This is a genomic window from Candidatus Flexifilum breve, assembly GCF_016713355.1.
In genome coordinates this window covers 241,036-264,560 of record NZ_JADJPI010000039.1, presented here as the reverse complement: position 1 = coordinate 264,560, position 23,525 = coordinate 241,036, and the positions used below count along the sequence as shown (strand labels likewise).

The 23,525-nt window shown below is 58.8% G+C and carries 23 protein-coding genes and 1 tRNA gene; 16 read left to right on the top strand and 8 right to left on the bottom strand.

All coding sequences use genetic code 11. From position 1 onward, the window contains the following. Window positions 1-84 precede the first annotated feature (84 nt). On the top strand, window positions 85-360 hold the full coding sequence (locus IPK17_RS37600) for a hypothetical protein (protein ID WP_343422883.1): 276 nt from the start codon (window positions 85-87) through the stop codon (window positions 358-360). 86 nt (window positions 361-446) lie between these two features. Here the strand turns inward: IPK17_RS37600 and IPK17_RS37595 are convergent. Both IPK17_RS37595 and IPK17_RS37590 read right to left on the bottom strand, forming a co-directional pair. Continuing rightward, window positions 447-518 (bottom strand) — tRNA-Gly (locus IPK17_RS37595). A 66-nt stretch (window positions 519-584) separates the two neighbouring features. Next, on the bottom strand, window positions 585-2,252 hold the full coding sequence (locus IPK17_RS37590) for a protein kinase domain-containing protein (RefSeq protein ID WP_343422882.1): 1,668 nt from the start codon (window positions 2,250-2,252) through the stop codon (window positions 585-587). 297 nt (window positions 2,253-2,549) lie between these two features. Here IPK17_RS37590 and IPK17_RS37585 point away from each other — a divergent pair, with 297 nt between their 5' ends. The 6 genes from IPK17_RS37585 to IPK17_RS37560 all read left to right on the top strand — a co-directional run bounded on the left by IPK17_RS37585 (window position 2,550) and on the right by IPK17_RS37560 (window position 10,377). Next, the gene (locus IPK17_RS37585; RefSeq protein WP_343422881.1) at window positions 2,550-4,778 is read left to right on the top strand and encodes a glycoside hydrolase family 65 protein; all 2,229 of its coding nucleotides are present in this window, start codon (window positions 2,550-2,552) and stop codon (window positions 4,776-4,778) included. Window positions 4,779-4,821: 43 nt separating this feature from the next. Continuing rightward, entirely contained in the window at window positions 4,822-6,048 is a 1,227-nt protein-coding gene (locus IPK17_RS37580; protein ID WP_343422880.1) for an ABC transporter substrate-binding protein, read from the top strand. Window positions 6,049-6,177: 129 nt separating this feature from the next. Next, window positions 6,178-7,257, top strand: a complete 1,080-nt coding sequence (locus IPK17_RS37575; RefSeq protein ID WP_343422879.1) for a carbohydrate ABC transporter permease — start codon at window positions 6,178-6,180, stop codon at window positions 7,255-7,257. An 18-nt stretch (window positions 7,258-7,275) separates the two neighbouring features. After that, a complete protein-coding gene (locus IPK17_RS37570) occupies window positions 7,276-8,367 on the top strand; it encodes a carbohydrate ABC transporter permease (protein WP_343422878.1) in 1,092 nt (363 codons plus the stop codon). A 45-nt stretch (window positions 8,368-8,412) separates the two neighbouring features. Further along, entirely contained in the window at window positions 8,413-9,075 is a 663-nt protein-coding gene (locus IPK17_RS37565; protein ID WP_343422877.1) for a hypothetical protein, read from the top strand. A gap of 282 nt (window positions 9,076-9,357) precedes the next feature. After that, entirely contained in the window at window positions 9,358-10,377 is a 1,020-nt protein-coding gene (locus IPK17_RS37560) for a LacI family DNA-binding transcriptional regulator (protein WP_343422876.1), read from the top strand. On the opposite strand, the gene pgmB is transcribed toward IPK17_RS37560, so the two are convergent. Beyond that, window positions 10,364-11,029, bottom strand: coding sequence for a beta-phosphoglucomutase (gene pgmB, locus IPK17_RS37555; RefSeq protein ID WP_343422875.1), 666 nt, complete (start codon window positions 11,027-11,029; stop codon window positions 10,364-10,366). The two genes, IPK17_RS37560 and pgmB, sit on opposite strands and share 14 nt — an antisense overlap. A 27-nt stretch (window positions 11,030-11,056) precedes the next feature. Between pgmB and IPK17_RS37550 the strand changes: the two genes are divergently transcribed. Next, the gene (locus IPK17_RS37550; RefSeq protein WP_343422874.1) at window positions 11,057-12,040 is read left to right on the top strand and encodes an alpha/beta hydrolase; all 984 of its coding nucleotides are present in this window, start codon (window positions 11,057-11,059) and stop codon (window positions 12,038-12,040) included. A 146-nt stretch (window positions 12,041-12,186) separates the two neighbouring features. Continuing rightward, on the top strand, window positions 12,187-12,972 hold the full coding sequence (locus tag IPK17_RS37545) for a hypothetical protein (RefSeq protein WP_343422873.1): 786 nt from the start codon (window positions 12,187-12,189) through the stop codon (window positions 12,970-12,972). A gap of 100 nt (window positions 12,973-13,072) precedes the next feature. On the opposite strand, the gene IPK17_RS37540 is transcribed toward IPK17_RS37545, so the two are convergent. Further along, window positions 13,073-13,486, bottom strand: a complete 414-nt coding sequence (locus tag IPK17_RS37540; protein ID WP_343422872.1) for a hypothetical protein — start codon at window positions 13,484-13,486, stop codon at window positions 13,073-13,075. A 170-nt stretch (window positions 13,487-13,656) separates the two neighbouring features. Here IPK17_RS37540 and IPK17_RS37535 point away from each other — a divergent pair, with 170 nt between their 5' ends. Both IPK17_RS37535 and IPK17_RS37530 read left to right on the top strand, forming a co-directional pair. Continuing rightward, window positions 13,657-14,241: a DUF3592 domain-containing protein gene (locus IPK17_RS37535; RefSeq protein WP_343422871.1), complete on the top strand. Its 585-nt coding sequence runs from the start codon at window positions 13,657-13,659 to the stop codon at window positions 14,239-14,241. 17 nt (window positions 14,242-14,258) lie between these two features. Beyond that, window positions 14,259-14,840: a DUF3592 domain-containing protein gene (locus IPK17_RS37530; protein ID WP_343422870.1), complete on the top strand. Its 582-nt coding sequence runs from the start codon at window positions 14,259-14,261 to the stop codon at window positions 14,838-14,840. Between the two features lie 247 nt (window positions 14,841-15,087). Here IPK17_RS37530 and IPK17_RS37525 read toward each other — a convergent pair whose 3' ends face one another. Then, the gene (locus IPK17_RS37525; protein WP_343422869.1) at window positions 15,088-16,155 is read right to left on the bottom strand and encodes a bifunctional 3-deoxy-7-phosphoheptulonate synthase/chorismate mutase; all 1,068 of its coding nucleotides are present in this window, start codon (window positions 16,153-16,155) and stop codon (window positions 15,088-15,090) included. Window positions 16,156-16,220: 65 nt separating this feature from the next. Here IPK17_RS37525 and IPK17_RS37520 point away from each other — a divergent pair, with 65 nt between their 5' ends. After that, a complete protein-coding gene (locus IPK17_RS37520) occupies window positions 16,221-17,321 on the top strand; it encodes a DUF4037 domain-containing protein (protein ID WP_343422868.1) in 1,101 nt (366 codons plus the stop codon). Here IPK17_RS37520 and IPK17_RS37515 read toward each other — a convergent pair. After that, window positions 17,302-17,895, bottom strand: a complete 594-nt coding sequence (locus tag IPK17_RS37515) for a Uma2 family endonuclease (protein WP_343422867.1) — start codon at window positions 17,893-17,895, stop codon at window positions 17,302-17,304. The two genes, IPK17_RS37520 and IPK17_RS37515, sit on opposite strands and share 20 nt — an antisense overlap. A gap of 133 nt (window positions 17,896-18,028) precedes the next feature. Here IPK17_RS37515 and IPK17_RS37510 point away from each other — a divergent pair, with 133 nt between their 5' ends. The 4 genes from IPK17_RS37510 (at window position 18,029) to IPK17_RS37495 (ending at window position 21,267) form a co-directional block, all read left to right on the top strand. Beyond that, complete coding sequence (locus tag IPK17_RS37510) at window positions 18,029-19,618, top strand: ATP-binding protein (protein ID WP_343422866.1); 1,590 nt, start codon at window positions 18,029-18,031, stop codon at window positions 19,616-19,618. Then, complete coding sequence (locus IPK17_RS37505) at window positions 19,615-20,193, top strand: GNAT family N-acetyltransferase (RefSeq protein WP_343422865.1); 579 nt, start codon at window positions 19,615-19,617, stop codon at window positions 20,191-20,193. The genes IPK17_RS37510 and IPK17_RS37505 overlap by 4 nt, the downstream gene beginning before the upstream one ends. Then, window positions 20,190-20,447, top strand: coding sequence for a hypothetical protein (locus IPK17_RS37500; RefSeq protein WP_343422864.1), 258 nt, complete (start codon window positions 20,190-20,192; stop codon window positions 20,445-20,447). The genes IPK17_RS37505 and IPK17_RS37500 overlap by 4 nt, the downstream gene beginning before the upstream one ends. A 91-nt stretch (window positions 20,448-20,538) precedes the next feature. Then, window positions 20,539-21,267 carry a DUF554 domain-containing protein gene (locus IPK17_RS37495; RefSeq protein ID WP_343422863.1) on the top strand — a complete coding sequence of 243 codons (729 nt, stop codon included), beginning with the start codon at window positions 20,539-20,541 and terminating at the stop codon, window positions 21,265-21,267. Here IPK17_RS37495 and IPK17_RS37490 read toward each other — a convergent pair. Together IPK17_RS37490 and IPK17_RS37485 are read right to left on the bottom strand one after the other, a co-directional pair. Then, window positions 21,255-22,040: a hypothetical protein gene (locus tag IPK17_RS37490; protein ID WP_343422862.1), complete on the bottom strand. Its 786-nt coding sequence runs from the start codon at window positions 22,038-22,040 to the stop codon at window positions 21,255-21,257. The genes IPK17_RS37495 and IPK17_RS37490 overlap by 13 nt on opposite strands. Window positions 22,041-22,124: 84 nt before the next feature. Then, the gene (locus tag IPK17_RS37485) at window positions 22,125-23,426 is read right to left on the bottom strand and encodes an AAA family ATPase (RefSeq protein WP_343422861.1); all 1,302 of its coding nucleotides are present in this window, start codon (window positions 23,424-23,426) and stop codon (window positions 22,125-22,127) included. Window positions 23,427-23,525 lie beyond the last annotated feature (99 nt).

The window sequence follows — 23,525 nt, the reverse complement described above, 5'->3', positions numbered from 1 at the left end:
AAGGATATGGTCGAGTGCTATCGAGATGCAAGCTTGTCACTCAGTCCTCAGTCCTTAGCCCTCAGTCCTTGAGAAAGGCTTTCAATGAGTGACAATGTGGTTGTGCGCTGTGCGGCCTGTGATGGCTATGGTTGGGTTGACGATGAAGACGAAGGCGGCGAGATCGAGTGCCGCTGGTGTGCGGGGATCGGCTATGTGTACCGCGACGAACGCGGGGTGAGTCGGCGCATTCCGCAGAGCGACTATGCCGCGCTCGCCGACACGCTCGAACGGCTGGAGATCGAGCGGATGCGGGAGATCGGCTACACGGGGACATCCAAGAAACCGTGGGAGCAGGAAGTGCGCAAAAAAAGCGATTAGCAGTGAGCTTTTAGCCAAAGGCTAATCGCTAACGGCTAACCGCTTAAGAAAACAAAAACTCCGGTCGTGTGACCGGAGTTTGGTTGAGCGGGCGATGAGATTCGAACTCACGACATCTTCCTTGGCAAGGAAGCATTCTACCGCTGAATTACACCCGCAACATGTCTATAGATTATCATCGCTCCGCTCGCTTGACAAGGGGTAATTTTGGAAATCTACCATTGTTAGCGGTCATTTCGCTTAAAGATGCGCTTCAGAAAGTTGGATGATTTTCGGTCGTATGCGGCGACAAGCGCCTCGATCTCACGAGCAACTGGCAGTTTAAGATCTGCTTGGTGTTGCAGTTTGCTAAGGATTTCACGAGCGAAGGCTTGGTCGTCGGCTCTAGTACTGGCAAGATGCACACGCAGCACGCCGATCAATCCCATCTGATACGTAAGGTCACCAATTGCCCCTAAGTCGACCACATCATTGACCTTACTCAACTCACTTATTGGAGCTTCCGGTTGCATCGGCAGTGGGTCAGGGAGAGATTGCTCAGTCTCTAGGTTTCCAAAAGCATCGTTCAGAGCAACCAGTTCGGCTGAGTCTCCGCGTAACCAACGGACGACCTGTTTGCGTTGAAGTTGCACTGGGAGTTTGCGAACATCGCTCCCGAGGACGCGGATCTCGAGTGGCAGTACACGTCTTCTTAGGGCATAGGCATATTCATATTCCAATCGACACGCTTTGGAAGTCAAATAACTTGGAGAAACGGCAGTTAACATAATTGATCGTTCACGGATGTTACGGCAAATTTCATCCCACCAATCCTGACCGCCTTTGAGTTTTTTGTCGTACCAAACATCGTGCCCAAACGAACTGAGCATCCCAGCGAGCCCTTCGACCAGTGGACGATCTTCGCTTTTGTAGCTGATGAATATTTTGGTCGGTGGGTGTGGTTTTTGTCCGTAGAGATCGAAGAACTCCAAAGCGAGTAGATTGTCTTTTGGCGGTTGAGGAGGCACTCGCATACCGAGCGGAGGCGGAGGCATGCTTCTAACTGACGATATGATGGCAGGTTGCGTTTCTCGGTCACGATAGCTCCTTAGAACTTGCCCAAGTTGATCCGCTGTCCAATAACGAGCTTTAGGTTCTTTGCTCATCACTTTGTGGACAATTTTAGTAAGGTCTTCGGGTAAATTGGGATCGATCTCGGAGAGTAATGGGATAGTTGAACGGATGTGTGCCAAACCCAATTCTTGCTGATTACTTCCCGAATATGGTAGACGTCCGGTGAGCATTTCGAACAGGACTATACCAATAGAATACACGTCCGATGCCGGAGTTGGAGTCTCACCTTGGGCTTGTTCGGGTGCGAAATAATGCGGACTTCCCCAGACGGCGGTTTGTTTCCCATGTGGTTGGGTATCAGTGAACGCTTGTGCAATACCGAAATCAAGGACTTTGACTGTGTCATTACGTGTGATGAGAATGTTTTGTGGCTTGACATCCGCATGCACTAGCCCTGAGCGGTGAGAAAACCCAATACCTGCGCAAATCTGAATCCCTAACTTTAGCACACGCTCAATGGGTAAAGCTCCATCTGTCTTGATGATGCGCTTGAGGTCATTACCTTCAACAAATTCCATCACAATGTAATGGGTGAGGCCATCACTGCCTACATCAAAAATGGTAACAATATTTTCATGGGCAAGGTTGGCGACGCTTCGTGCTTCATTGCGAAAGCGCGCGAGAAAGGCAGGGTCATTTGTCAAACTCGGACGCAGAATCTTGATTGCGACTGTACGTCCCAACGCCTGATCGATTGCCTTATAGATTACGGACATCCCGCCTGATCCATGTTGAGCGACGAGACGATAGCGTCCATTAAGGACGGTTTCATTGGGCATACCAAATCCTCATGAAGTGGGGAATATACCAAATGGAGATTCTATTACAGCCTCAGTTTAGCGCAGAGTGAGGGAAGGTGGCAAACAACAAATATCCAGCATTTCAAAACCTTTAACTATGACTCTTTGAGCGTTATTTGGAAACTTAAAGGTTTAAGTTACGCGAAAGATTATGCATTCTGCCTAATCCTGCTTGACTCCCTTCGTGATGCGGGATAACTTGTGGTTAAGTTTAAACGTTTAAGTTAAAGTCTCCATGACGCATTTTTGATGTACAATCACACAGGAGACCTCCCGATGCACGACCGTTTATGGGAAATTGTCGAACTCGATTTCAGTCCCGATGAACTGCTCCATTACGAAACCTTGTTCACCATCGGCAATGGCTATCTGGGAACGCGCGGCGCTTTTGAAGAAGGCTATCCCGGGGATACCCCTGTTACCCTCGTCCACGGCGTGTACGATCACGCGCCGGGGATGCTCGTTCCCGAACTGGTGAACGTCCCGAACTGGCTGCCGATCAACATTTACATCGACGGCGCGCCGTTCAAGCTGATCACGAAAACGACTGATTTCATGCGCCCGCCGGAAGGCATCGTGCTGGGCTACCGCCGCGCGCTGAACATGCGCCGGGGCGTGCTGACGCGCGAAGTCCTGTTCCGCGCGCCGTCGGGCAACATCGTCCGCCTTGAATTTGAACGCTTTGCCAGCCTGCACGACATTCATGTGCTGGCGCAGCGCGTGCGCATCACCGCGGTTGATGGGAACGCGCACATTCGTGTGGAGAGCGCCATTGACGCCGATGTGACCAACGCCGGGGTGCCCCACTACCTGCCGGAGTTCACGCTCGACGACCGCGGCGATACCATTGGCGTGGAGCTCAAGACGCAGCAGTCGAAGTACATCGTCGGCGTGGCCTCGCGTCTGGTCAGCCCGCACCGCATTCAAACGGGCAGCACCGAGAAGCGTCCGTATACCGTCACCTCGTTCGATCTGGCGCAGGAAGACTGGGTGGTGCTGGATAAGTTCAGCAGCATCTACACCAGCCGCGACGCGCTGAGCCCGCTGGAGACGGCGCAGGGCAAAATTGCCGAGGCCGCCTCAGTCGGCTATGAAGAACTCCGCGCTCGCCACGAGGCCGAGTGGGCGAAGTACTGGGAAACGTCCGACATCCACATCGACGGCGACGAAGAAGCCCAGCGGGCGCTGCGCTTCACGACCTATCACATTCTGATCCCCGCGCCGCGCCTTGACGAGCGTGTGAGCATCGGCGCGAAAACGCTCTCCGGCCTCGGCTATAAGGGGCATGTCTTCTGGGACACCGAACTCTTCTGCGTGCCGCCGCTGCTGCTCACGCAGCCCAAGCTGGCGCGCAATCTGCTGATGTACCGCTATCACAACCTGCCGGGGGCGCGGCACAAGGCGCAGGCCAATGGCTACGACGGCGCGATGTACCCGTGGGAAAGCACCGACACGGGCGAAGAAACCACGCCCCAGTGGTCGGACCCGCAGCCGGACGGCACGAAGATCCGCATCTGGACGGGCGACAGTGAGCAGCACATCTCGACGGATATCGCCTACGCGATTGAGAAGTATTGGCGCTGGACGGGCGACGACGAGTTCCTGACCCAGTACGGCGCGGAGATGATCCTCGATACGGCGGTCTTCTGGGGCAGCCGCGTCGAAGAGAAAAACGGGCGCTTCGAGATCTCACAGCAGATCGGCCCGGATGAATATCACGAAAACATCGACAACAGCGTGTTCGTCAACCGCATGGTCGTGTGGCACTTGCAGACGGCCTTCGCCGTGCTCGATTGGCTCAAGGCCCACGCCCCCGCCGATCATCAGCGGCTGGTTGAGGCGCTCAAGCTGACGCCGGAACGCCTCGCGCTGTGGCTGGATATCACGCAGCGCATGTACCTCCCCTTCGACACGAACGAGGGAATTCATGTGCAGTTCCCCGGCTTTTTCGACATGGAATACATCCCCGTGCCGCACTACACGCCGCGCATCGGCAGCGTGCAGGCCATGCTCGGACATGCGCGTACCATCCAGACGCAGGTCATCAAGCAGGCGGATGTCGTCATGCTGATGGCGCTGCTCGGCGAACACATCGGCGTGCCGGAGGGTTTCAGCGTGCGCGAAGTCATGCTGAACAACTGGAACACCTACTATCCGCGCTGCGATCACGGTTCGTCACTCAGCCCGGCTATGCACGCCTGGACTGCGGCGCGGCTCGGCCTGATCGACACGGCCTACGAGCTGTTTGACCACGCCGTGCACATCGACCTGCACGACAACAAGGGCAACGTGCGCGACGGCATCCATGCGGCGGCCTGCGGCGGCGTGTGGCAGGCGATTGTCTTCGGCTTCTGCGGCCTGCATATCGATGCGGCGGGCCAACCCGCCGTCGATCCCCGCCTGCCGGAACACTGGCGGTCGGTCACTTTCACAGTGTACTACCGGGGTGAGAAACAGACGTTTACCGTCAAAAACCCCGCGCTAGTCTCCTCATCGCTCCGATGAGGTGGTTTTGCGAGTTTCTGTCTCTTTAATGGAGGTATTGCTCATGCGTAAATCCTTTATGTTGGTCGCACTGGCAGCTCTGCTCGTGCTGGCGGGCGCGGTCTCCGCGCAGGATCAGGTCACCCTGGAAGTCTGGACGGGGTCGTCGTCGGATGTGGAAAATCAGTTCAAAGAAACGCAGATCGCGGCGTTTGAAGAAGCCAACCCGAACATTGACGTTAATCTGCTGATCGCGCCGGACTACGGCACGCAGATTCAGGCGGCGCTGGCCAGCGGCGATTATCCTGACGTGTTCACGGTCGGTCAGTTTGACGTGCCGTCGTATGTCGACAGCGGCGTGCTGATGCCCGCGGGCGACGCCATCGAAGCGCCGGAAGACATCTACCCCGGTCTGCTGCAGGCGTTCACGGTGGACGGCGAAGTCTACGCGGTGCCGAAGGACTTCTCGACCTTGGCGCTGTTCTACAACAAGGATCTGTTCGATGCGGCGGGCGTGGAATATCCGACGGCCGATTGGACATGGCAGGATATGTATGCTGCCGCCGAAGCGATTGCGGGTCTCGGTCAGGAAGGCGTGACGGGCTTCAGCGCGGCGGCGGACATCAACCGTTGGTTGGCCTTCTTCTACGGCAATGGCGGCGTCATCGCCAATGAAGACGGTTCGAGCGGTGTCAACAGCGAAGCGGGCGTCGCGGCGCTCGACTTCTACAGCAGCTTCGTGCGTGATGGCATCGGCGCTCTGCCGAGCGACATCGGCGGCGCCGGCTGGAACGGTGAAGCGTTTGGCAAGGGTCTTGCTGGTATGACGATTGAAGGCAACTGGGCCATCGGCTACCTGCAGGAACAGTTCCCGGATGTCAACTGGGGTGTCACGGAAATCCCCGGCAGCGAAGCGGGCATGAATGGTTCACTGACCTTCACCGAAGGTTGGGCGGTCGGCGCGAACACGGAACATCCGGAAGAAGCGTGGGCGCTGGTCAACTTCCTGACCGGCACAGAAGGCGCGGCGAGCGTCGCGGAAGCTGGTTTCGGTGTCATGCCGGCGCGCGCCAGCAGTGGCGAAGCGTGGTTGGCCACCCGCGGTGAAGAATTCCAGCCGTTCGTGAGCGCCGCTGATTACGCGGTCGCCCCGGTCTTCCCGCTCGGCTTTGGTGACTTCAACACGTCCTTCGGCGAAGCGACGACGGACGTGCTGGCGGGCAATCAGACGGCGCAGGATGCGCTCGACGCGGTTGCGGAAGTCTGGAACGAAATTCAGGCCGAACAGTAACGATCTTCGACGTGCGGTGGGTGGGCGCTTCTCCCCGAGGCGCCCCTCGCGTACACGGTTGTACCACCGGGCGCGCCCGATCACATGCAGCGACGCGCCCGCTCTCCATATAGATAACGAGGGATAGCGATGACCACAACGACCGCCGCAGCCTCTCCCCAGCAGCAAACAAAAACCCAACCGAACGCGCAGCGGCAGGAAGCAGTAGCGGGCATCGGGTTTATGTTTCCCGCCTTGCTCATTCTGGTGCTCTTTTTGATCGTGCCGCTGTTCGTCGCCGGGTACTTCAGCCTCACCGACTGGAACGGGCGCACGCCGCTCACCAACCCGGGCGCGTATGACTTTGTCGGCCTGCAAAATTACGAACGTCTGCTCATCAGCGGTCGCCGCGTGAGTGACTTTTATAACGCCTTCAAAAACACTTTTTACTACGCGCTCGGCGTCATCCCCACGCAGACCGCGATTGCCCTCGTGCTGGCGGTGATCGTCAACCAGCGCTGGCTGCGCGGGCGCAGTTTCTTCCGTACGGCCTTCTATTTCCCGTCGATCACTTCGTCCATCGTCGTGTCGATGATTTTTCTGTTCATGTTCTCGAATACCGGGCCGGTCAATGGGGCGCTGCGCCTGATCATCCCCGGCTTTCGGGATGTCTCGTGGATCACCGATAACAGCGGGGTACTCCATAACATTGTCGGAATCTTCGGCATCACGGCTGACAGTGTCCCGTTCCTGCGCGACACGGAGATCTTCCGGATTTCGCTGTGGGAGTGGCTGAGTGGGCCGTCGGTCGCCATGTTCACGATCATGATCCTCGCCATCTGGACGACCATCGGCACGATGATGGTGGTGTATCTGGCGGCGTTGCAAAATATCCCCAGTCAGGTATATGAGGCGGCGCAGGTCGACGGCGCGACGGCGTGGCAGACGTTCCGTAAAATCACGCTGCCGCTGCTCAAACCGACCACGTTCTTTGTCGTTACGCTCGGCTTGATCGGGACGTTTCAGGTGTTCGACCAGATCTACATCCTCCAGTCCAACGTCACGCGCGAGACGACGATGAGTATCGCCTATCTCGTCTACGATCAGGCGTTTGAGACCGACCCGAACATGGGGCGCGCGACCGCCGTCGCCATCACCCTGTTCGTGATCATCTTCATCGCGACGATTTTGCAGCGCCGCTTCGTCGGCGGCGACCGCTCGGATGTCTAGGCGCACAAGGAGACCTCTATGACCACTATCAGTGCCAATGTCCCCGCGCCGAAGGGCGAAACCCGCTTTGTCTGGCGGCGCGTGCTCGTGATCGTCGGCTATGCGCTGCTCATCTTCTTCGCCTTCATCGAGATCGCGCCTTTCGTCATGACCGTGGCGAGTTCGTTCAAATGCGAACCCGCGATCAGCGCGTATCCGGCGGCCTTTATCCCCGTGCTGCCGGGGGTGCAGTGTCAGGGGACGGCCGCGGATGGCAGCGTTGACCGCCTGAGCGCGGACGAACAGGTCAGCGGCGCGACCTTCCGCCCGACGACCAGCGGCTATGATCGCATTTTCAGTGAGGGCGATGGGCTGCCGCGCTGGTTCCTCAACACCGTAATTTACTCGGTGGTGGTGACCGTGCTGCGTCTCGTGTTCGACTCGATGGCGGGCTATGCGCTGGCGCGCTTCAAGTTCCCCGGCAACCGCGTACTCTTCTTCATTGTCCTCGGCACGCTGATGATCCCCGGCGTGGTGCTGCTCATTCCGCGCTTCCTCATGCTCAAGCAGATGGGGCTGCTCAACACCTATTGGGGCTACTTCTTCGTGCTCGGCGCCGACGCCTTCGGCATTCTGCTCATGAAGCAGTTCTTCGAGAGCATCCCGAAAGAGATCGAAGAGGCGGCATCGGTCGACGGCGCGAGTCGCTTCACCACGTTCTTCCGCATTGTCCTGCCGATGGCCACGCCCGCGCTGGTCGCCCTGACGATCTTCAGCTTTCAGGGGCAGTGGAACAATTTCATGGACGCTTTGATCATCGTCGGCACGAAGACGGAACTGTATAATCTGCCGATGGGCTTGACGATCCTGCGCGGTTCCGGGCAGGATCTCCAGTTCGACCTGATTTTGGCGGGCGCGGTGATTACGACGCTCCCGATGGCGGTGATCTTCTTCGCCTTCCAGCGCTACTTCGTCGAAGGCGTGAGTTACTCGGGGCTGAAAGGGAATGTAGGCCTTCTATCGTCCTTTTTTTTTCGGCAACCGGGACCTTTTCCTCCCTGTCGGGAGAGGGGAAACGCGCCCTACGCTGTTGGAACCGGCCTGAAGGTGAACAGTCACGAATGGGGATGAGACAACCGCCGCCAAGCCGGGGTGAGCAGTCCAGGATTACACAGTATGATCGCGGGATTCAAAGTCGTAGCGCGCGCGGTGAAGCGCCTCAATCATCAAAGTCACCTATACGTGTGGGGCAATGTCCTCTGGTTGCTGCTGGCGCTGCCGCTGGTGACCTCCACCGCCGCATGGATGGCTCTCATTCGCCTCGGCTACCTGATCCCGCGGCAGCCCGGCGTGACCATGGACGAGTTCTGGAGCACCTTCCGCGCACTGTGGCGCAAGGGGATTCCGCTGGCGCTCATCAATCTCGCCGTGATCTATGTGAATGGCACCAATCTGCTGTTGTTCTGGAATTCGCCGGGACTGCTGGCGCTGGCGCTGCGCATCTCGTGGATCATTGTGCTGCTGACGTGGTTCGCCCTACAGTTGTTCGCCTATCCGCTCTACTTCGCGATGGATAAGCCGACCTTCATCGGCGCGTTTCGTAATGCCGTCGTGATGCTGCTGCAAAACCCCGGCTTTTCGCTGGTCATCGTGCTGGTGGCGACGGTGTTTGGCGTGCTCGGCTTGCTGGTGCCGCCCATCCTGCTGCTGTTGAGCGGCGGGGCGGTCGCCGTGCTGGCGAATGCCGCCGTGCAGGATCGCCTATGGGCGGCGGGCATTCAGCAGCCTCCACCGGAACCGGATGAAGCCTCGGAGCAGTCGTTCTACGCCGATTTTTGATGTGTCGCTCAATGGCTCGCTCGACTCATTCATTGTCCTTCCCGGGTAGTGATATGCATCTGGGCGTCTGCTGCGCCGGGCTCGAAAGCCAGCCAACTGTAGGGGCGCACCTACGTGTGCGCCCGGTATTGGGCAGACACATAGGTCTGCCCCTACACTTTCGGCAACCGATTTTAGTTCGTCGGCTATGTACCCGGTGTGGGAGTTTTCGGCTCAATTCCATTTGTCATCTTTTGGAGTTATATTGAGAGTCGACCTGACCGCCGTAATGTTTGAGAACCCATGACTACTATTAAAGATGTCGCTAAAGAAGCTGGCGTTTCGATCGCGACCGTCTCGTACGTCCTCAATGATAAATCCGACTCGGTGAGCGAAGACACCCGCCGCCGGGTGTGGTCGGCGGTGCGCAAGACGGGCTACCGCCCTAACGTCACCGCCCGCAATCTGCGCTCCAACCAGACCCTGCTGATCGGCTATGCGTGGCACGAAGTTCCGGCGGATATGGTTAACCCGGTGCTGGAACACTTCACCTATTCGCTGGCGCGCGCCGCTGAATCGGCGGGCTACCATATCCTCACCTTCACGTTCCCCGTCACCGATCCGATTCCCGTCTACGATGAATTGATCCGCACGGGACGCGTCGATGCGTTCGTGGTTGGCAGTACCACCTATGACGATCCACGCGTCAAATTCCTGATGGACAAGAGCTTCCCGTTTGTCTCGTTTGGGCGCGCGAATCCCGAGTGGGATTTCAACTGGGTGGATGTCGATGGTCAGCGCGGCGTGGCCGATGCCGTGGATTATCTGGCCGGCCTTGGGCATCGCAAAATCGCGGCGGTCGTGTGGGAAGAAGGTTCGCTCTCCGGTGACTATCGCTATGCCGGGTATGTCGATGGCTTGCGGCGCGCGGGCTTGGAGCTGCGCCCGGAATATGTGGTGCGCGGCGAACACAGTGACACCACCGGCTGTGAGGCGCTCGACTACTGGCTGACGCTGCCTGACCCGCCGACGGCGATCATCGCCAGCAGCGATTTGATGGCGATTGGCGTCATCAATGAGGCCGAGCGGCGCGGAATTCGCGTTGGGCATGATTTGTCGGTGGTGGGCTTCGATGATGCGCCCATGACGCAGTACATTCGCCCCGCGCTGACGACGATGCAGCAGCCCTTGGCGATGATCGCGCAGGAATTGATCGGCATGCTCGGCTGTGTGCTGAAGGACGTGCCGGAATTTGAGCGGCACATCCTCCTGCCGCCGCGCCTCGTCGTGCGCGAGTCGTGCGGGGCGGTTACGTCAGGCTAGGTTCACTCAGTTTCGCCAGCAAATCCCCGACGCGCGCCCCGGCGAGGTTCGGCAAGCGCACATGCGCGCGGCTCACATCCGCCGATCCTAAACCGATGGTCCAGAAGCCGCCCTTGAGCGCGGCGTCGATGCCCGCTTCGGCATCCTCAAACACAATACCCTGCGTCGGCGTAATGTCGAGCCGCCCCGCCGTCCAGATGAACAGGTCGGGCGCGGGCTTGGTGTGCACGACACTGTAACCGTCGCCAATAGCGTCAAACAGGTCGATCAGTTCCAGCTTTTCGAGCGCGGGCTTGGCGTTTTTGCTCGCCGAGGCGACCGCCCGTTTAATCCCAAGACTCTTGGCTTCGAGCAGCAGATCACGCACCCCCGGCAGCGCCATGTCGGGCGTGATGGTGTCGAGATATTGCAGATAGTAGCCCTGTTTGCGATCCATCCACGCCTGCGCGGTCGCTTCGTCAATCGCGCGAGCTTTGAGGATGCGGTTGAGGCTTTCGCGGCGGGATACCCCGCGCAGTTGATCGTTATCTTCCCGCGTGAACGGGATGCCTTCTTCTTCACACAAGCGTTTCCACGAGAGATAATGGAATTCGGCGGTGTCCGTGATCACCCCGTCCAGATCAAACAGGAAAGCGCGAATATCAAGCGTCATCAAGGGCCTTTCGGTATAATCAAAACCATGACACGATACCTGCTTATTCTACTCGTACTGCTCCTAATTGTCGCCTGTGATCCACTCGCGCCGATCCCGACGCCAACGCCGCAGGTGATCATCGTGACGCCCGAAGCGTCGAACACGCCGATTCCCACCGCCACGCGCCCGCCGACGGAAACACCGCCGCCCACCTCGACGCCGACCAACACGCCGCCGCCGACTGCGCTGCCCTGTACGCAGGACGGGGGGCAGGTGATCGCGTTCGACGACTTCCGCAGCGAAACCGCGGGGGCGACTCTGCCGTATCAGGTCTATATGCCGCCGTGTTACCTCGAAACGGGGAAACGCTACCCGGTCGTGTATTTGCTGCACGGCTTACAGCAGGACGAGCGCGAATGGCCGTCACTTGGTGTGGTCGAGGCGATGGATCAGGGGATTCGCCTGAACGCGCTCCCGCCGATGATCCTCGTCATGCCGGACTACGGTCGTATCGGCGCGGACAACAGCTTCCTGCCGGATCCGTCGTACGAGACGGTGCTCATGGATGAACTGCTCCCGGCGGTGGAGCGCGACTTCTGCACGATCAACACCCGCGATCAACGGGCGATCGGCGGCATTTCGCGCGGCGGCTTCTGGGCGTTCAGCATCGCCATGCGCCACCCGGATGTGTTCGGGCGTGCTGGCGGTCACAGCGCCTCATTTGACGCGAATAACGCGCCGCCCGCCTTCAACCCGCTGGAGCTGGCGCTCAACACGCCGTTCCTGACCGATGCGAATCTCGCCATGTACATCGACAACGGCGCGGCGGACCCGGCAGGCACGGAACTGCAATTGTTCTCCAGCCGCCTGAGTTCGCGGGGGATCGCCCATACCTACGTGATTCACCCGGTCGGTGAGCACGACGACGAATATTGGCGCGCGCATCTGTCCGAATATCTTGAATTCTACGGGCGCGACTGGACGCGCAATCCGTCGGAACTGCCGAGCTGTTCCGAACCGAGCCCGTGATGTCGTCGCGTCTCTATCGACCCCACCCCCAGCCCCTCCCCGAATTCAGGGAGGGGAGCCAACAACACTCGCCATGTCACCCTTCTCCGCTGGCGCGGGTGAGGTTAGATCATTCCGCGTTGATTAAACTCATCTGGTAAGGTCGTATGCCCACACCCTTTACCCATTTATACGCCGCGCAAGCCGCGCTCACCGACCCGCTGATCCCTGAGGCCACTCGCCAGTTCCTCAACGAACACCAGCGCGCTTATCTGCTGGGCAGCGTGGTCGCTGATGGCCACTTTCTCGCCAAACTGCGCCGTGCTGATACGCACTTTTACAGTTACGATGAGCCGATCACGGTGACGCCGTGGCGCGTGATGCTTATGCGTTATCCGCGGTTGTGGCTGGCAAGTGACGCCGAGCACCGCGCATTTCTGGCGGGGTACGTTTTTCACCTGACGCTGGATGAGGTGTGGACGATGGAGATGCTCGCCGCCCATTTTGGTCACGGGCAGTGGGGGACTCAGCAGCAGCGCTTTTTGATGCTGCATGTCATGCTGATCGGTATGGATGAGCGCGATCTTGGCTTACTGGATGAGCGCTCATGGTCGGCCATGCACGAGTCGACGCCGGGGGACTGGCTGCCGTTTTTGCCCGCGCCCGCGCTGCGCGAGTGGGGCGACCTGATGTACGATCAGGTCAAGCCGAATGGCTACAGCAAAACTTTCGACATCATCGCGCCGCGCGTCGGGATGACGCCGGACGAACTGCGCGCCCTCATGCTTGATCACGAGCGCGCCGAACGTGAATTGTGGGTGCACATCCCGCGTGAGACGCTGGCGCAGGTGGAAGCGCGCATGGTCGAAGCGGCGCGCGAACAACTGCTCACCTACCTGCATGAGAGCGCCAAGCAGCCCACTCTACACGACTCCGAAAATGCCGAGCAGTAAAAGCAGAGATTTGAATCGCAGAGAACGCTAAGAGCACGGAGAGATAGTTTGAACTTTTCCCCGTGTTCTCTGTGTTCTCTGTGGTTGAATTATTTCGTCTTTATGCGGTGACGCGCGTGGGGTAATACTCGGTGAGGTGCGCGCGCGCTTGATCGGTCGTATCGGTGAAGGCGATCTTGCTCAGCGCCTTGCCCTGTGCCATGCCGGTGAACATTTTGTAGGCGGTCTTGATCACTGGGCTGGCGCCGACGATCACCATGGGGCCGGTGCCATTTTCGCCCATCTTGAGCATATTCTTGGCATGGTCAAACGCCGCCGGGGTGAGAATCGAACCGCCGGGGATGCTCGCGCCGTCGCTGATGTCGATAATCGCGGCGATCACGCTGGTGGCCTTTTCGGTCACCTTCTTGATCTTGCCGAGCGTCTCGTACATCTGCTCCCACGTCCAGTCGCCGCGGATTTCGCAGAGCATGACTGTCCGTTCGTCGTTGTCCCAGTACAGTTCAATGGCCATGGTGCACTCTCCCCCCGATTTGTCTCGATGTTTCTACCTTAATTCCCCAAGCTGACTATGACATCAGTACCAGATTAACGCCTGATGATCGTGTTCGTAATATGAAATCCAGCGATAATTTTCAAATCTCTATATAGTAAAACTTTCATCGAGATATGGGGGGCCGTTGCATGGATTTCATCACGCAGCTCTTTAACAACATGAACCTGATGGGCGGCGGGATCGCGCTGCTGGTGTCGATTCCCTTTCTGATCGTCGGGCTGGTCTTTCTGTTCATTGTCGTGCGGGCGGGCGGCAAAGTGCGAGCGAGCAAGAACTGGCCGTCGACTTCCGGACGTGTGCTCGCCTCAGACATCGAAATGCGCCGGAGTCGCAGCAGTCGCGGCGGTACGACGACCGCTTACTATCCAGTGGTGCTCTACGAGTACATGGTGAATGGGCGACGCTTGCAGAGCAACCGGGTGCGCTTCGGCAGCGATGTTGGCTTTGGTTGGACGAGCCCCGCGCAAAAAGTCGTCGATCAGTACCCGCCCGGCGCGATGGTCGAAGTCTTCTATAACCCGAATGACCCGACCGAGGCCGTTTTGCAGCGCACAGCGCGCACGGCGAACCTCATGTTTGTGTTTATCGCCATCGTGATTATTGGTTCGGTGCTGTGCACGCTCGTGATGACCTTTGGTGCGTTCGGTTTCGCGGAGCAGTTCATCAATGGGCTGGGCTTGGGAGATTTGCTCGGCGGCACGACCAAGAAGTAAACGCGGAGGTAACTTCAGTGGATACGATCAACGAACTGCTGAATGACCCGAATTTCACCAGTATCGCTATTCCCGCGCTGGTGATTACACCCTTCATCATCATTGCGCTGGTCTTCGTGGTGATGGCGCTGCGGGCGGGCGGCAAAGTCCGCGCCAGCAAAAACTGGCAGGCGACGCAGGGGCGCGTGCTCATGTCCTACGTCGACCGGCGGCGCAGTCGCAGCGGCAGCGGCACGACGACGGCGTTCTACCCGGTGGTGGTGTACGAGTACATGGTGAACGGACGGCGCCTGGAGAGCAACCGCGTGCGCTTTGGTGCGGACTGGGGCACGAGCTGGACCGGCCCCGCGCAGAAGATCGTCGATCAGTACCCGACCGGCGCGCTGATCGAGGTCTTCTACGATCCAGAACGCCCGGAGGAAGCAGTGCTCATGCGCACGGCCAGCACGTCGAATCGTATTTTCGGGTGTGTCGCCGTATTCATTATCGTGACGGTGCTGTTCTCGTTCGCCATGTCAGCGGGTGCGTTTGGTTTCGCGCAGCAGTTTATCGACGGTCTGGGGTTGGGGGATTTACTCGGGGGCACGACGAAGAAGTAGGCGCAAGACTATGGGTTTGTTTTTTGGTTGCCGCGGTGTAGCCGCGTGCCCTGAGAGAAAAATCGTTTTTTGTAGGGACGCAATTCATTGCGTCCGCTGCTACCGACCCCACTGTAGGGATGAGGGGTTTGAGAAACCATTCGAATAACGCACGGTTTTCGCTTCTGTAGGGGCAAGGCGCGCCTTGCCCCTACGCGAGAAATTGCGAATGTTCAGATGGTCTCTTGAACGTCCTCCGGCCTCAGACTTACGCCATCTGCATGACTTCGTCCATCATCGAATTGAATTCGGGGATCGTGAGCTGCTGCTTGGCATCGCTCATCGCCACCGGGGGATTCGGGTGCACTTCGACCATGAGCGCATCCGCGCCGCTCGCCCGTGCCACGCGCGCCAGCGGATTGGCGATGTCGCGCCGCCCCGCCGAATGCGAAATATCGACAATCACCGGGAGATGCGTCTCCAGCTTGAGCACGGTCACGCCGCCAATGTCGAGCGTGTTACGCGTCCACTTTTCGAAGGTGCGGATGCCGCGCTCGATCAGCATGACGTTGGGGTTGCCGCTGCTCACGATGTATTCCGCCGAGTAGAGGAATTCTTCGAGGGTCGCGCCCGCCCCGCGCTTCAGGATGATCGGCTTGTTGACCTTGCCGAGCGCCCGGAGCAGGAAGCTGTTCTGCATGTTGCGCGCGCCCACCCACAACACATCCACGTAGTCGAGGAACATCGGGATCTGGCTCTGATCCATAATTTCGCTGCAAATGGCCATGCCGTATTTGTCGGCCACCTGCCGCGCGATTTGCAGGCCGGGTTCGCCTAAGCCCTGGAATTCGTAGGGCGACGTGCGCGGTTTGTAGGCCATGCCGCGCATCAGCTTGACGCCGCGCGCCGCCAACGCTTTCGCCACTTCGTCGACCTGCTCAAAGCTTTCGACCGCACACGGTCCGGCGACGACCTGGAACGTACCGCTGCCGAATTCCGCGCCGTTGGGCAGCGTGATGACCGTGCGTTCGTCTTTCGACTTCCGCTGCACGCGGATTTTGGCACGCGCCTGCTGTTCTTCCATCGCCAGCGACGCGCGAAAGATTTCGCGGAACAGCGCCTTGATCGTCTCGTTGCTGAACGGCCCCTTGTTCGCTTGCTCCAACGCCTGCAGCATGTGCGCTTCGCGTTCGGGATCGTAATGTTCGTTCCCCATCGACGTGTGCAACTTCCCGATTTCCGTGACGATGCTGGCACGTTTCGAAAGGAGCTCTAAAATCTGCATGTTGATGACGTCAACTTGCCCGCGCAGTTCTTGCAAGCGTTCGTTCGACATTCTATTTCCTCAGTTTAATTATTGGAGTCCGGTGACATTATACCGAGTCTTAGGGAAGATGGCGTATGGCGCAATTTATACAAGGTCTTGAGCTCTCCCGTTTGTACTATCTGGAAGCCGTCAAGCCGATTCTCGACGCACACTTTCCCGATCTCCGCTACGATGCCGCGCTGATCGGTTCCGGCTCAGAGGTGTTGGGCTTCGACACCGCTCGCTCGACTGATCATCATTGGGGCTGCCGGGTCATGTTGTTTCTGAGTGAGGCCGATCACACACGCTGTGCGCCAGAGATGGACGCCGCGCTGAGGCGCGAACTGCCGCATCGGTTTCGCGGCTATGCCACCAGCATGACGCCGGACGCGGGCGAACCGTGGGTGCTCCACTTCGACGAGGGACGCACAGCCGGGGAAGTCGCGCATTTCAATTCGATTCGCACGCTGAGCGACTTCTTGCAGGAGGCGCTGGAGTGGGATGGCGTGACGCCGCTCGACGTCACCGACTGGCTCACTTTCCCGCAGCAGAATCTGCGCGTGCTCACGGCGGGCGGCGTCTGGTACAGTGGGCTCGGCGCTGTGGAGCGCGTGCGCCAGCAGTTGGCCTATTTTCCGCACGATGTCTGGTTGTATCTACTGGCGGCGGGGTGGGCGCGCATCGGTCAGGAAGAGGCATTTGTCGGTCGCGGCGGTGAAGTCGGCGACGAACTCGGCTCACGGGTGATCACTGCGCGCCTCATCCGCGATCTGATGTTCCTGTGCTTTCTGATGGAGAAGGTTTATGCGCCGTATCCCAAATGGTACGGTACAGGGTTTGCGCGGCTGACGTGCGCGCCGACCCTCACGCCGATCTTTCACCGGGCGCTCTCGGCGCAGCACTGGCAGCAGCGCGAGGCGCATCTGTGCCACGCTTATGAGACGATCGCCAAACTGCACAACGCGCTCGGCGTGACCGATCCGCTGCCAACGGATGTGACGCGTTATCATGGTCGCCCGTTCAACGTGATTCATGGTGACCGTTTCGCGGATGCACTGATCAAGGTGATCACCGATCCCGAGGTCAAACACATCGCGCAGCAGCCGCTCATCGGCAGCATCGATCAGTTCAGCGACAACACGGATTTTCGGGCGAACTTACGGAAACGCGAAGCACTTAAGGCTCTGTATCGGTGAAATCGATCTGCTCATAGACTTCGGCTAGGTTTAGGGTGCAGTCAATCGAAGTGAGTTCGATGGATGCTTCCAAGCCTTGTGCTTCAGTCAACAGCCAACCATCATGATTTTGACGGATATAGCGTTCAATGTGCGGGCTGTCTTGGCTGATCAGGACGTACTCTTGCAGCGAGCCTAACGCGCGATAATAGGAAAATTTCCTGCCGCGATCATAGGTTTCCGTGGATGGTGACAATACTTCGATAATGAGGGTGGGATTGATTAGCGTATCAAACTCCCTGTCAGCGAATTGAGGCTCGCCGCAGATGACACTGATGTCTGGATAGGTATTTACTTTTACTGCCCGGATTTTGACTCGCATCGTCTCTAGATAGACCTTAATTGGACGATCACGAAGCTGTCCGTACAGGGAATAATGGGTACTACCAGCGATCAGTGTATGGCGTTCACTTGCTCCCACCATCGCGATCACTTCACCATTGCGAAACTCGTGCTTGAACTGACTAGCGCGCTCAAATGCCAAGTACTCTTCCTCGGTCATCTCGACGAAACTCTTTTGGGGCAACGCGCTCATGATGCCTCCTCACTCGCTCAATTCATCCCATTGTGCGCCGATTCATGGTATAATACAACCATCCCCAACAGGCTAAAATGTATAGGTTGGTGTGCATATGTCTCTATCCAATAGTTCCACTGATTTAGAACAGATGTTCCCAAGAACCGGACGCGTCAGCCTGCTGGACAGCGAGGCGCGGCTCGGGGTGGTCGTCAGCGGCTCATTGAGCAAGGGGCTGGTGATCAAGTTGGACAGCGGTCAGTCGGTGGAAGAACTGGCTGTTGGGCGCTACATCGTCGTCCATGGGCATCAGCGGCGCTTCTTTTGCATGATCACCGATGTCGTGTTGGACAGCAGCAACCCGGACATTCAGAATGCGCCGCCGGACATCAGCGACCCGTTCTTCGAAGCGATCTATATCGGCACGGCGGCGTATGGCAAAATCCACGCACAGCCCATGCTCTCGATTGACGATACCGAAAGTCACCCCAAACCCAAGCCGGTCAAGACGATCCCCGGTCACTTCATGCGCGTGATGAATGCCACGGTCGAAGACGTGAACGCGGTTTTCGGCGAAGAAGAGGGCATGAATTTCAACGTCGGCGCGCCGCTCGAACTGGAAGAAACGCAGATCAACCTCAACCTGAAGAAGCTGGTCGAACGCTCGGTCGGAGGCGCAGCGGTCAATTTGATCTTCGACATGCACAACGACTACGGCTGGGAAGCGACCAACGAAGGCGGCCCGCGCGTCAAGGGCTTGAAGCAGTTATTTAACGACAAGGTGAGCATTTGCACGCTCGATCCCGAATCGTCGCTCAAGCGCAATGCGAAGGTCGACTTTGAGGTCAAGCTCGGCTATGACGAGGTCGAGCCGGAAGACATCGAAGCGCTGCGCGAAACGATGGGCTTGACCGACGCCATGCTCGACGCGGCGCGCACCGTCGCCAAGCGCTGGGGTGAACGCTGGATCGAGCGGACGATCAACGCGAATAACGAAGATATTGACGAAATCGAGCAGACGACGCCGATCCGCTCCGGGACGTTTGTCGGTTTACAGCGGCGTTTGCAGCGTTTCGAACGCTGGCAGTTTCTCGTGCCGCAGTCACCAGGCGACAGCGTCGCGCAGATCGTCAAGCTGCTGGAAGGCGGGCGCAGCGTCGTGCTCGAATTCGGGCGCTATGGCAATTCGTTGGAAGCGTACATGTTGGTCGCCAACTATTTGACGCGCCGCATTCACAGCCTGTACATCGACAAGGTCGAGCGGGCAATGGGTGACGCCTCAATGGAACCGCCGCAGCTTCTGATCACGATTGAAGAAGCGCACAAGTTCCTCGACCCGAAGATCGCCAGCCAGACGACGTTTGGCATCATCGCGCGTGAGATGCGTAAGTACAACGTCACGCTGCTGATTGTCGATCAGCGCCCGAGCGGGATTGACGAGGAAGTGTTGAGTCAGGTGGGGACACGCGTGACGGCGCTGCTCGACAACGAACGCGACATCAACGCTGTCTTGACCGGGATCAGCGGGGCGGCGGGCTTGCGCGAAGTGCTCTCGCGCTTGGATACTAAGCAGCAGGCGATCATCATGGGGCATGCTGTGCCGATGCCCGTCGTGGTCAAAACGCGCAGCTATGATGAGGCCTTCTACGAGGCGATGCTGCGCGGCGAGATCGGCGGCAAACCCCTCGGCGCAACGCGGGAGCGGCTCGGCAACGGCAGCAAGGAGCGCCGCTTACGTTGATCCAGCCCGACTACGACTTCAAAACGTTCCCGACGCTGGAAACGCCGCGGCTGATTCTGCGGGAACTGCTGGAAACCGATACAGACGCCGTGTTCATGATTCGTGGTGACATCGAGGTGACGCGCCACAACATCGGTGCCCCATACACGGATGTCGAGCAAGCCCGCGAACTGATCCGCAACATCAAATGGAACTACCCCGATCTCTATGAACTGCGCTGGGGAATCACCCTCAAAGATGATCCCGCGTGGGTGATCGGCATGTGTGGTTACAACTATTGGATTCGCAAAGACGAGCGGGCGTCCATCGGCTATGATCTCGCGCAGTCCCACTGGGGACAGGGCATCATGACCGAGGCGCTGCGGGCGATCATTCGCTTCGGCTTCGACCACATGAAGCTGCACCGCGTCGAAGCGGACGTGAGCGCGGATAACCCCGGGTCGATGCGCGTGCTGGAGAAGCTCGGCTTTAAGTTTGAGGGGCGGCTGCGCGAACAGTACTGGGACTGGGGTGACTATCACGATTTGCTGTTGTATGCTTTGCTTCAGCCTGAGTTTGAGCGAGGTGAACCATGACGGATACCGTAAACCTGCCTAAAGGGGCGATCATCGTTCACGATCTGGAAGGAAAAGAATACATTCTGATTCCTAGTGAACAGTACGAACAGGTTGAAAATCAGGAAAAGTCGCAAATCACACGGATCATGGAAGTACTGGATTCGTTGGAACACGAGCCGGGCGATGATGAATGGTGGGCTGAATTTGATGCGTTTCTGCGGGAAAATCGGGTCGTGTTTCCGGAACGCGATCTTGGTTTTGAGGATGAATAATGTGGTCTATTTCAGAAACGCCATCCTCGTGACCGACAACACCAAAGACTTTAGCGGCCTCAACCTCAACCTCGAAAACTGGCGGTAACTCTTGGGCGGAACCATCCTCAACATCATCACGGTGCTGATCGGTACGGCGCTCGGCCTGCTGATCGGCAATCGCTTACCGGAACGCATTCAGCAAACCGTCATCACGGGCTTAGGCCTCGTGACCCTGTATGTGGGCATCAGCAACGCGGGCGCGAGCGGCAACATCATCATTCCGCTGCTCAGTCTGGTGATCGGCGCGATCATCGGCGAACTGCTGCGCCTCGACGTGGCCTTTGAGAAGCTCGGCGCGTGGCTGCAAACCCGGGCGGGGGGACACACGTCGGATGCTAAAGACCGCGTGCGCTTCATCAACGGCTTCGTGACGGCCAGCCTCGTCTTCTGCATCGGCCCGCTGACGTTCGTCGGCTCGATGCAGGATGGCATGGGCTTGGCGCTCGGCTTTCAGCAGTTGGCGATCAAGAGCACGCTGGACGGGTTCGGCGCGCTGGCATTTGCGTCCAGCCTGGGGATTGGCGTGGGCTTCAGCGCGATCACCGTGCTGGTGGTGCAGGGCGGCCTCGCGCTGATCGGCAGCCAGATCGGGCAGGTGATGACCGACCCGATGATCAACGAGATGACGGGTGTTGGCGGCCTGATGCTGATCGGTTTGTCGCTCATCCTGCTCGACATCAAGCAGCCGCGCATCGCCAACTTCCTCCCCGCCCTGCTTATTGCCCCGCTGCTGGTCGCCATTGCGACTGCGCTCGGGATCAACATCTACCCGTTGTAGTTTTTCGCCCGCTCGATTTCGCTGCGCACGACGGGCAGCGCCGCCGCTGGCAGCGAATGCAGCGTGCTCACCGCCAGATCGACCAGCGCGGTGGCCGCATCGAGCGGGGGCAGCAGCAGCAGCGCATGGATGCGCGGCGCGATCTGCGGGTAGCACTGTTCGACGCGGCGGAACGGATCGAGGTTGTCGGGAATCGAGCCCGGCGCGGGCGCAACCTGATGCGCCAGCATCCGCAAATACGCCGAGAGCGCGAAGTCCTTGATGAAGCGCGACCCAACCAGCACTTCCCCACGCGCGACCCGTCCACTCCCAATCACTACCAGTGACAGCAGCAGTTCGGCTTCGCGCCCGTGATCAAAGGGCGGCGCGGACGCATCACGCTCCTCAGATTGACGCACCAATGCGCTGATCGCGCCGTCGGCGGGTTCGAACAATATACGGTAATCGTTGACGCGCGCGCGGTGAACTTCTTCCAGATCAAACACGGCGAACTCGATCACATGCCCGTCAGCGAACAGCACTTTGAGGCCGTGCTCGGTTTCGCGCGGAGAGAGCACGATCTGCTCGGCGTCGGGCAGCCAGTCGAGGTTCACCCGCATGGCTTCCTGCACGCCGGGCCGCGTGATGACGAAGAAGTCGTGATCTGACCATGCATCCGGAATACGGCGGATCTCCGCGGCTGATCCCAGCATCACCAAACCGAGTACGCGCTCATCCTGTTTCAGGTTATCGATGAGGCGCTGCGTCCAGCGGCGAAAGGCTTCCAGTTCCATCTTGGTTTTCCTTGCGTGTGGGGAAGATTCTTTCCTGTAGGGGCGCACGGCCGTGCGCCCCTACGACAAGCATCTTAACGAGGGTTAGCTCCCGTTTGCTGACCGCAGCGGATCGCCGAGGCCGAACGAGCGCTGCTTGAGGAAATTGTCGCGCGCGTCGATTTGCGCCTTGAGCGCCTTGAACGACTTTTCGAGCAGGGCGGGCGGCAGTTCCGGCAGGTCATCCTGCGCGACCTGCGTCAGCGCGTAGATGGCCACTTCGCGGATGAACGCGCCGGGGTAACCGACCAGCTCGTGCGCGAACTGCTTGAACTCGTCGTTCCACATGGCGCCGAGGTAGCGCTTGAGCATCTCGACCGCGTCCATATCCGTCTTGACTTCGGGGATGATGAACACGCGATCCAACCGCCCCGGCCGCTTGAGCACGCGCTCGTCGATCGCTTCCGGGTAGTTGGTCGTCGAAACCAGCAGCGTGCCTTTGGTGTTGAGCGGCGCTTCCGAGCCGTCGAGCACGTTGAGCACGAGCGCCTTCTCGTCTTCGTGCAGGTAGGCGTCGAGCTCTTCGAGCAGAATCAGCGTGGGGACGCTGGACGAGGCCGCGGCTTCGAGCGCTCGTTCGATCTTGCTGAACGAGGTCGTGTATTCCTCTTCGTTGCTCGTCTTGCGCGCGCTGGAGATGTAAATCACCAGATAGCCTTCGCTGATCGCCCACTTGGCGAGCGCGTTGCACAGCATCGTCTTGCCCGTCCCCGGCACGCCCGCCAGCAGCAGCTTGCGGAACGGCTTGAGGTTGAGCTTCAGGTAGATGCTCACGCCCTTCTTGAAGAAAGCGTCCACATCGTTAAGCAGATCGGTTTTGAGCGCGCTTGGCAGCACGATCTCGTCCCAGTCAACCGTGGGCACAAACGAATTCTGCCGCCCGCCGATGACGATCACGCGGTCATGCTGATCGTAGGCTTCGTCCAGCCGATTCGCCTCTTCGACGAAGGCCGTCCAGCCCTTTTTGAAGTGTTCCGGCAGCGCGGCCAGCACAACGAAACTCCAGCCGACTTCGTGGATTTGCGCGCACAGCACCAGCACGTCGATCACGTCGCCGCCCGCTTCCGGGTTGAAGTGATAGATGAACGCGCCCGTTTGCCGCCACACAAAGCTGCGATCATCCAATTGGCGGATATTGGCGACGACGGGACAGTCGAGGGCTTCGCTGGCCGTGAAGCGATACCCCGCAAACGACATGCTTCGATCAATCCGCTCGACCACCGTCTCGCTGACAACGGCCACCGAGGTCCACACCGTGATCGCTGTCGGGTGCTGCGGCAGCCAGGCGCTCTTGATCCACGTCGCCATGCGGTCTGATTTGAAATGATCGTGATTGCTGTCGTTCATTAGTTTCCGTAGCAAACTTCGTTATGCAAGACGATCAGTGTACACCAGCTATTCACGTGAGTCCAGAGGGGTTCAAAGCTGCCGCTCAGGGCATTTCCT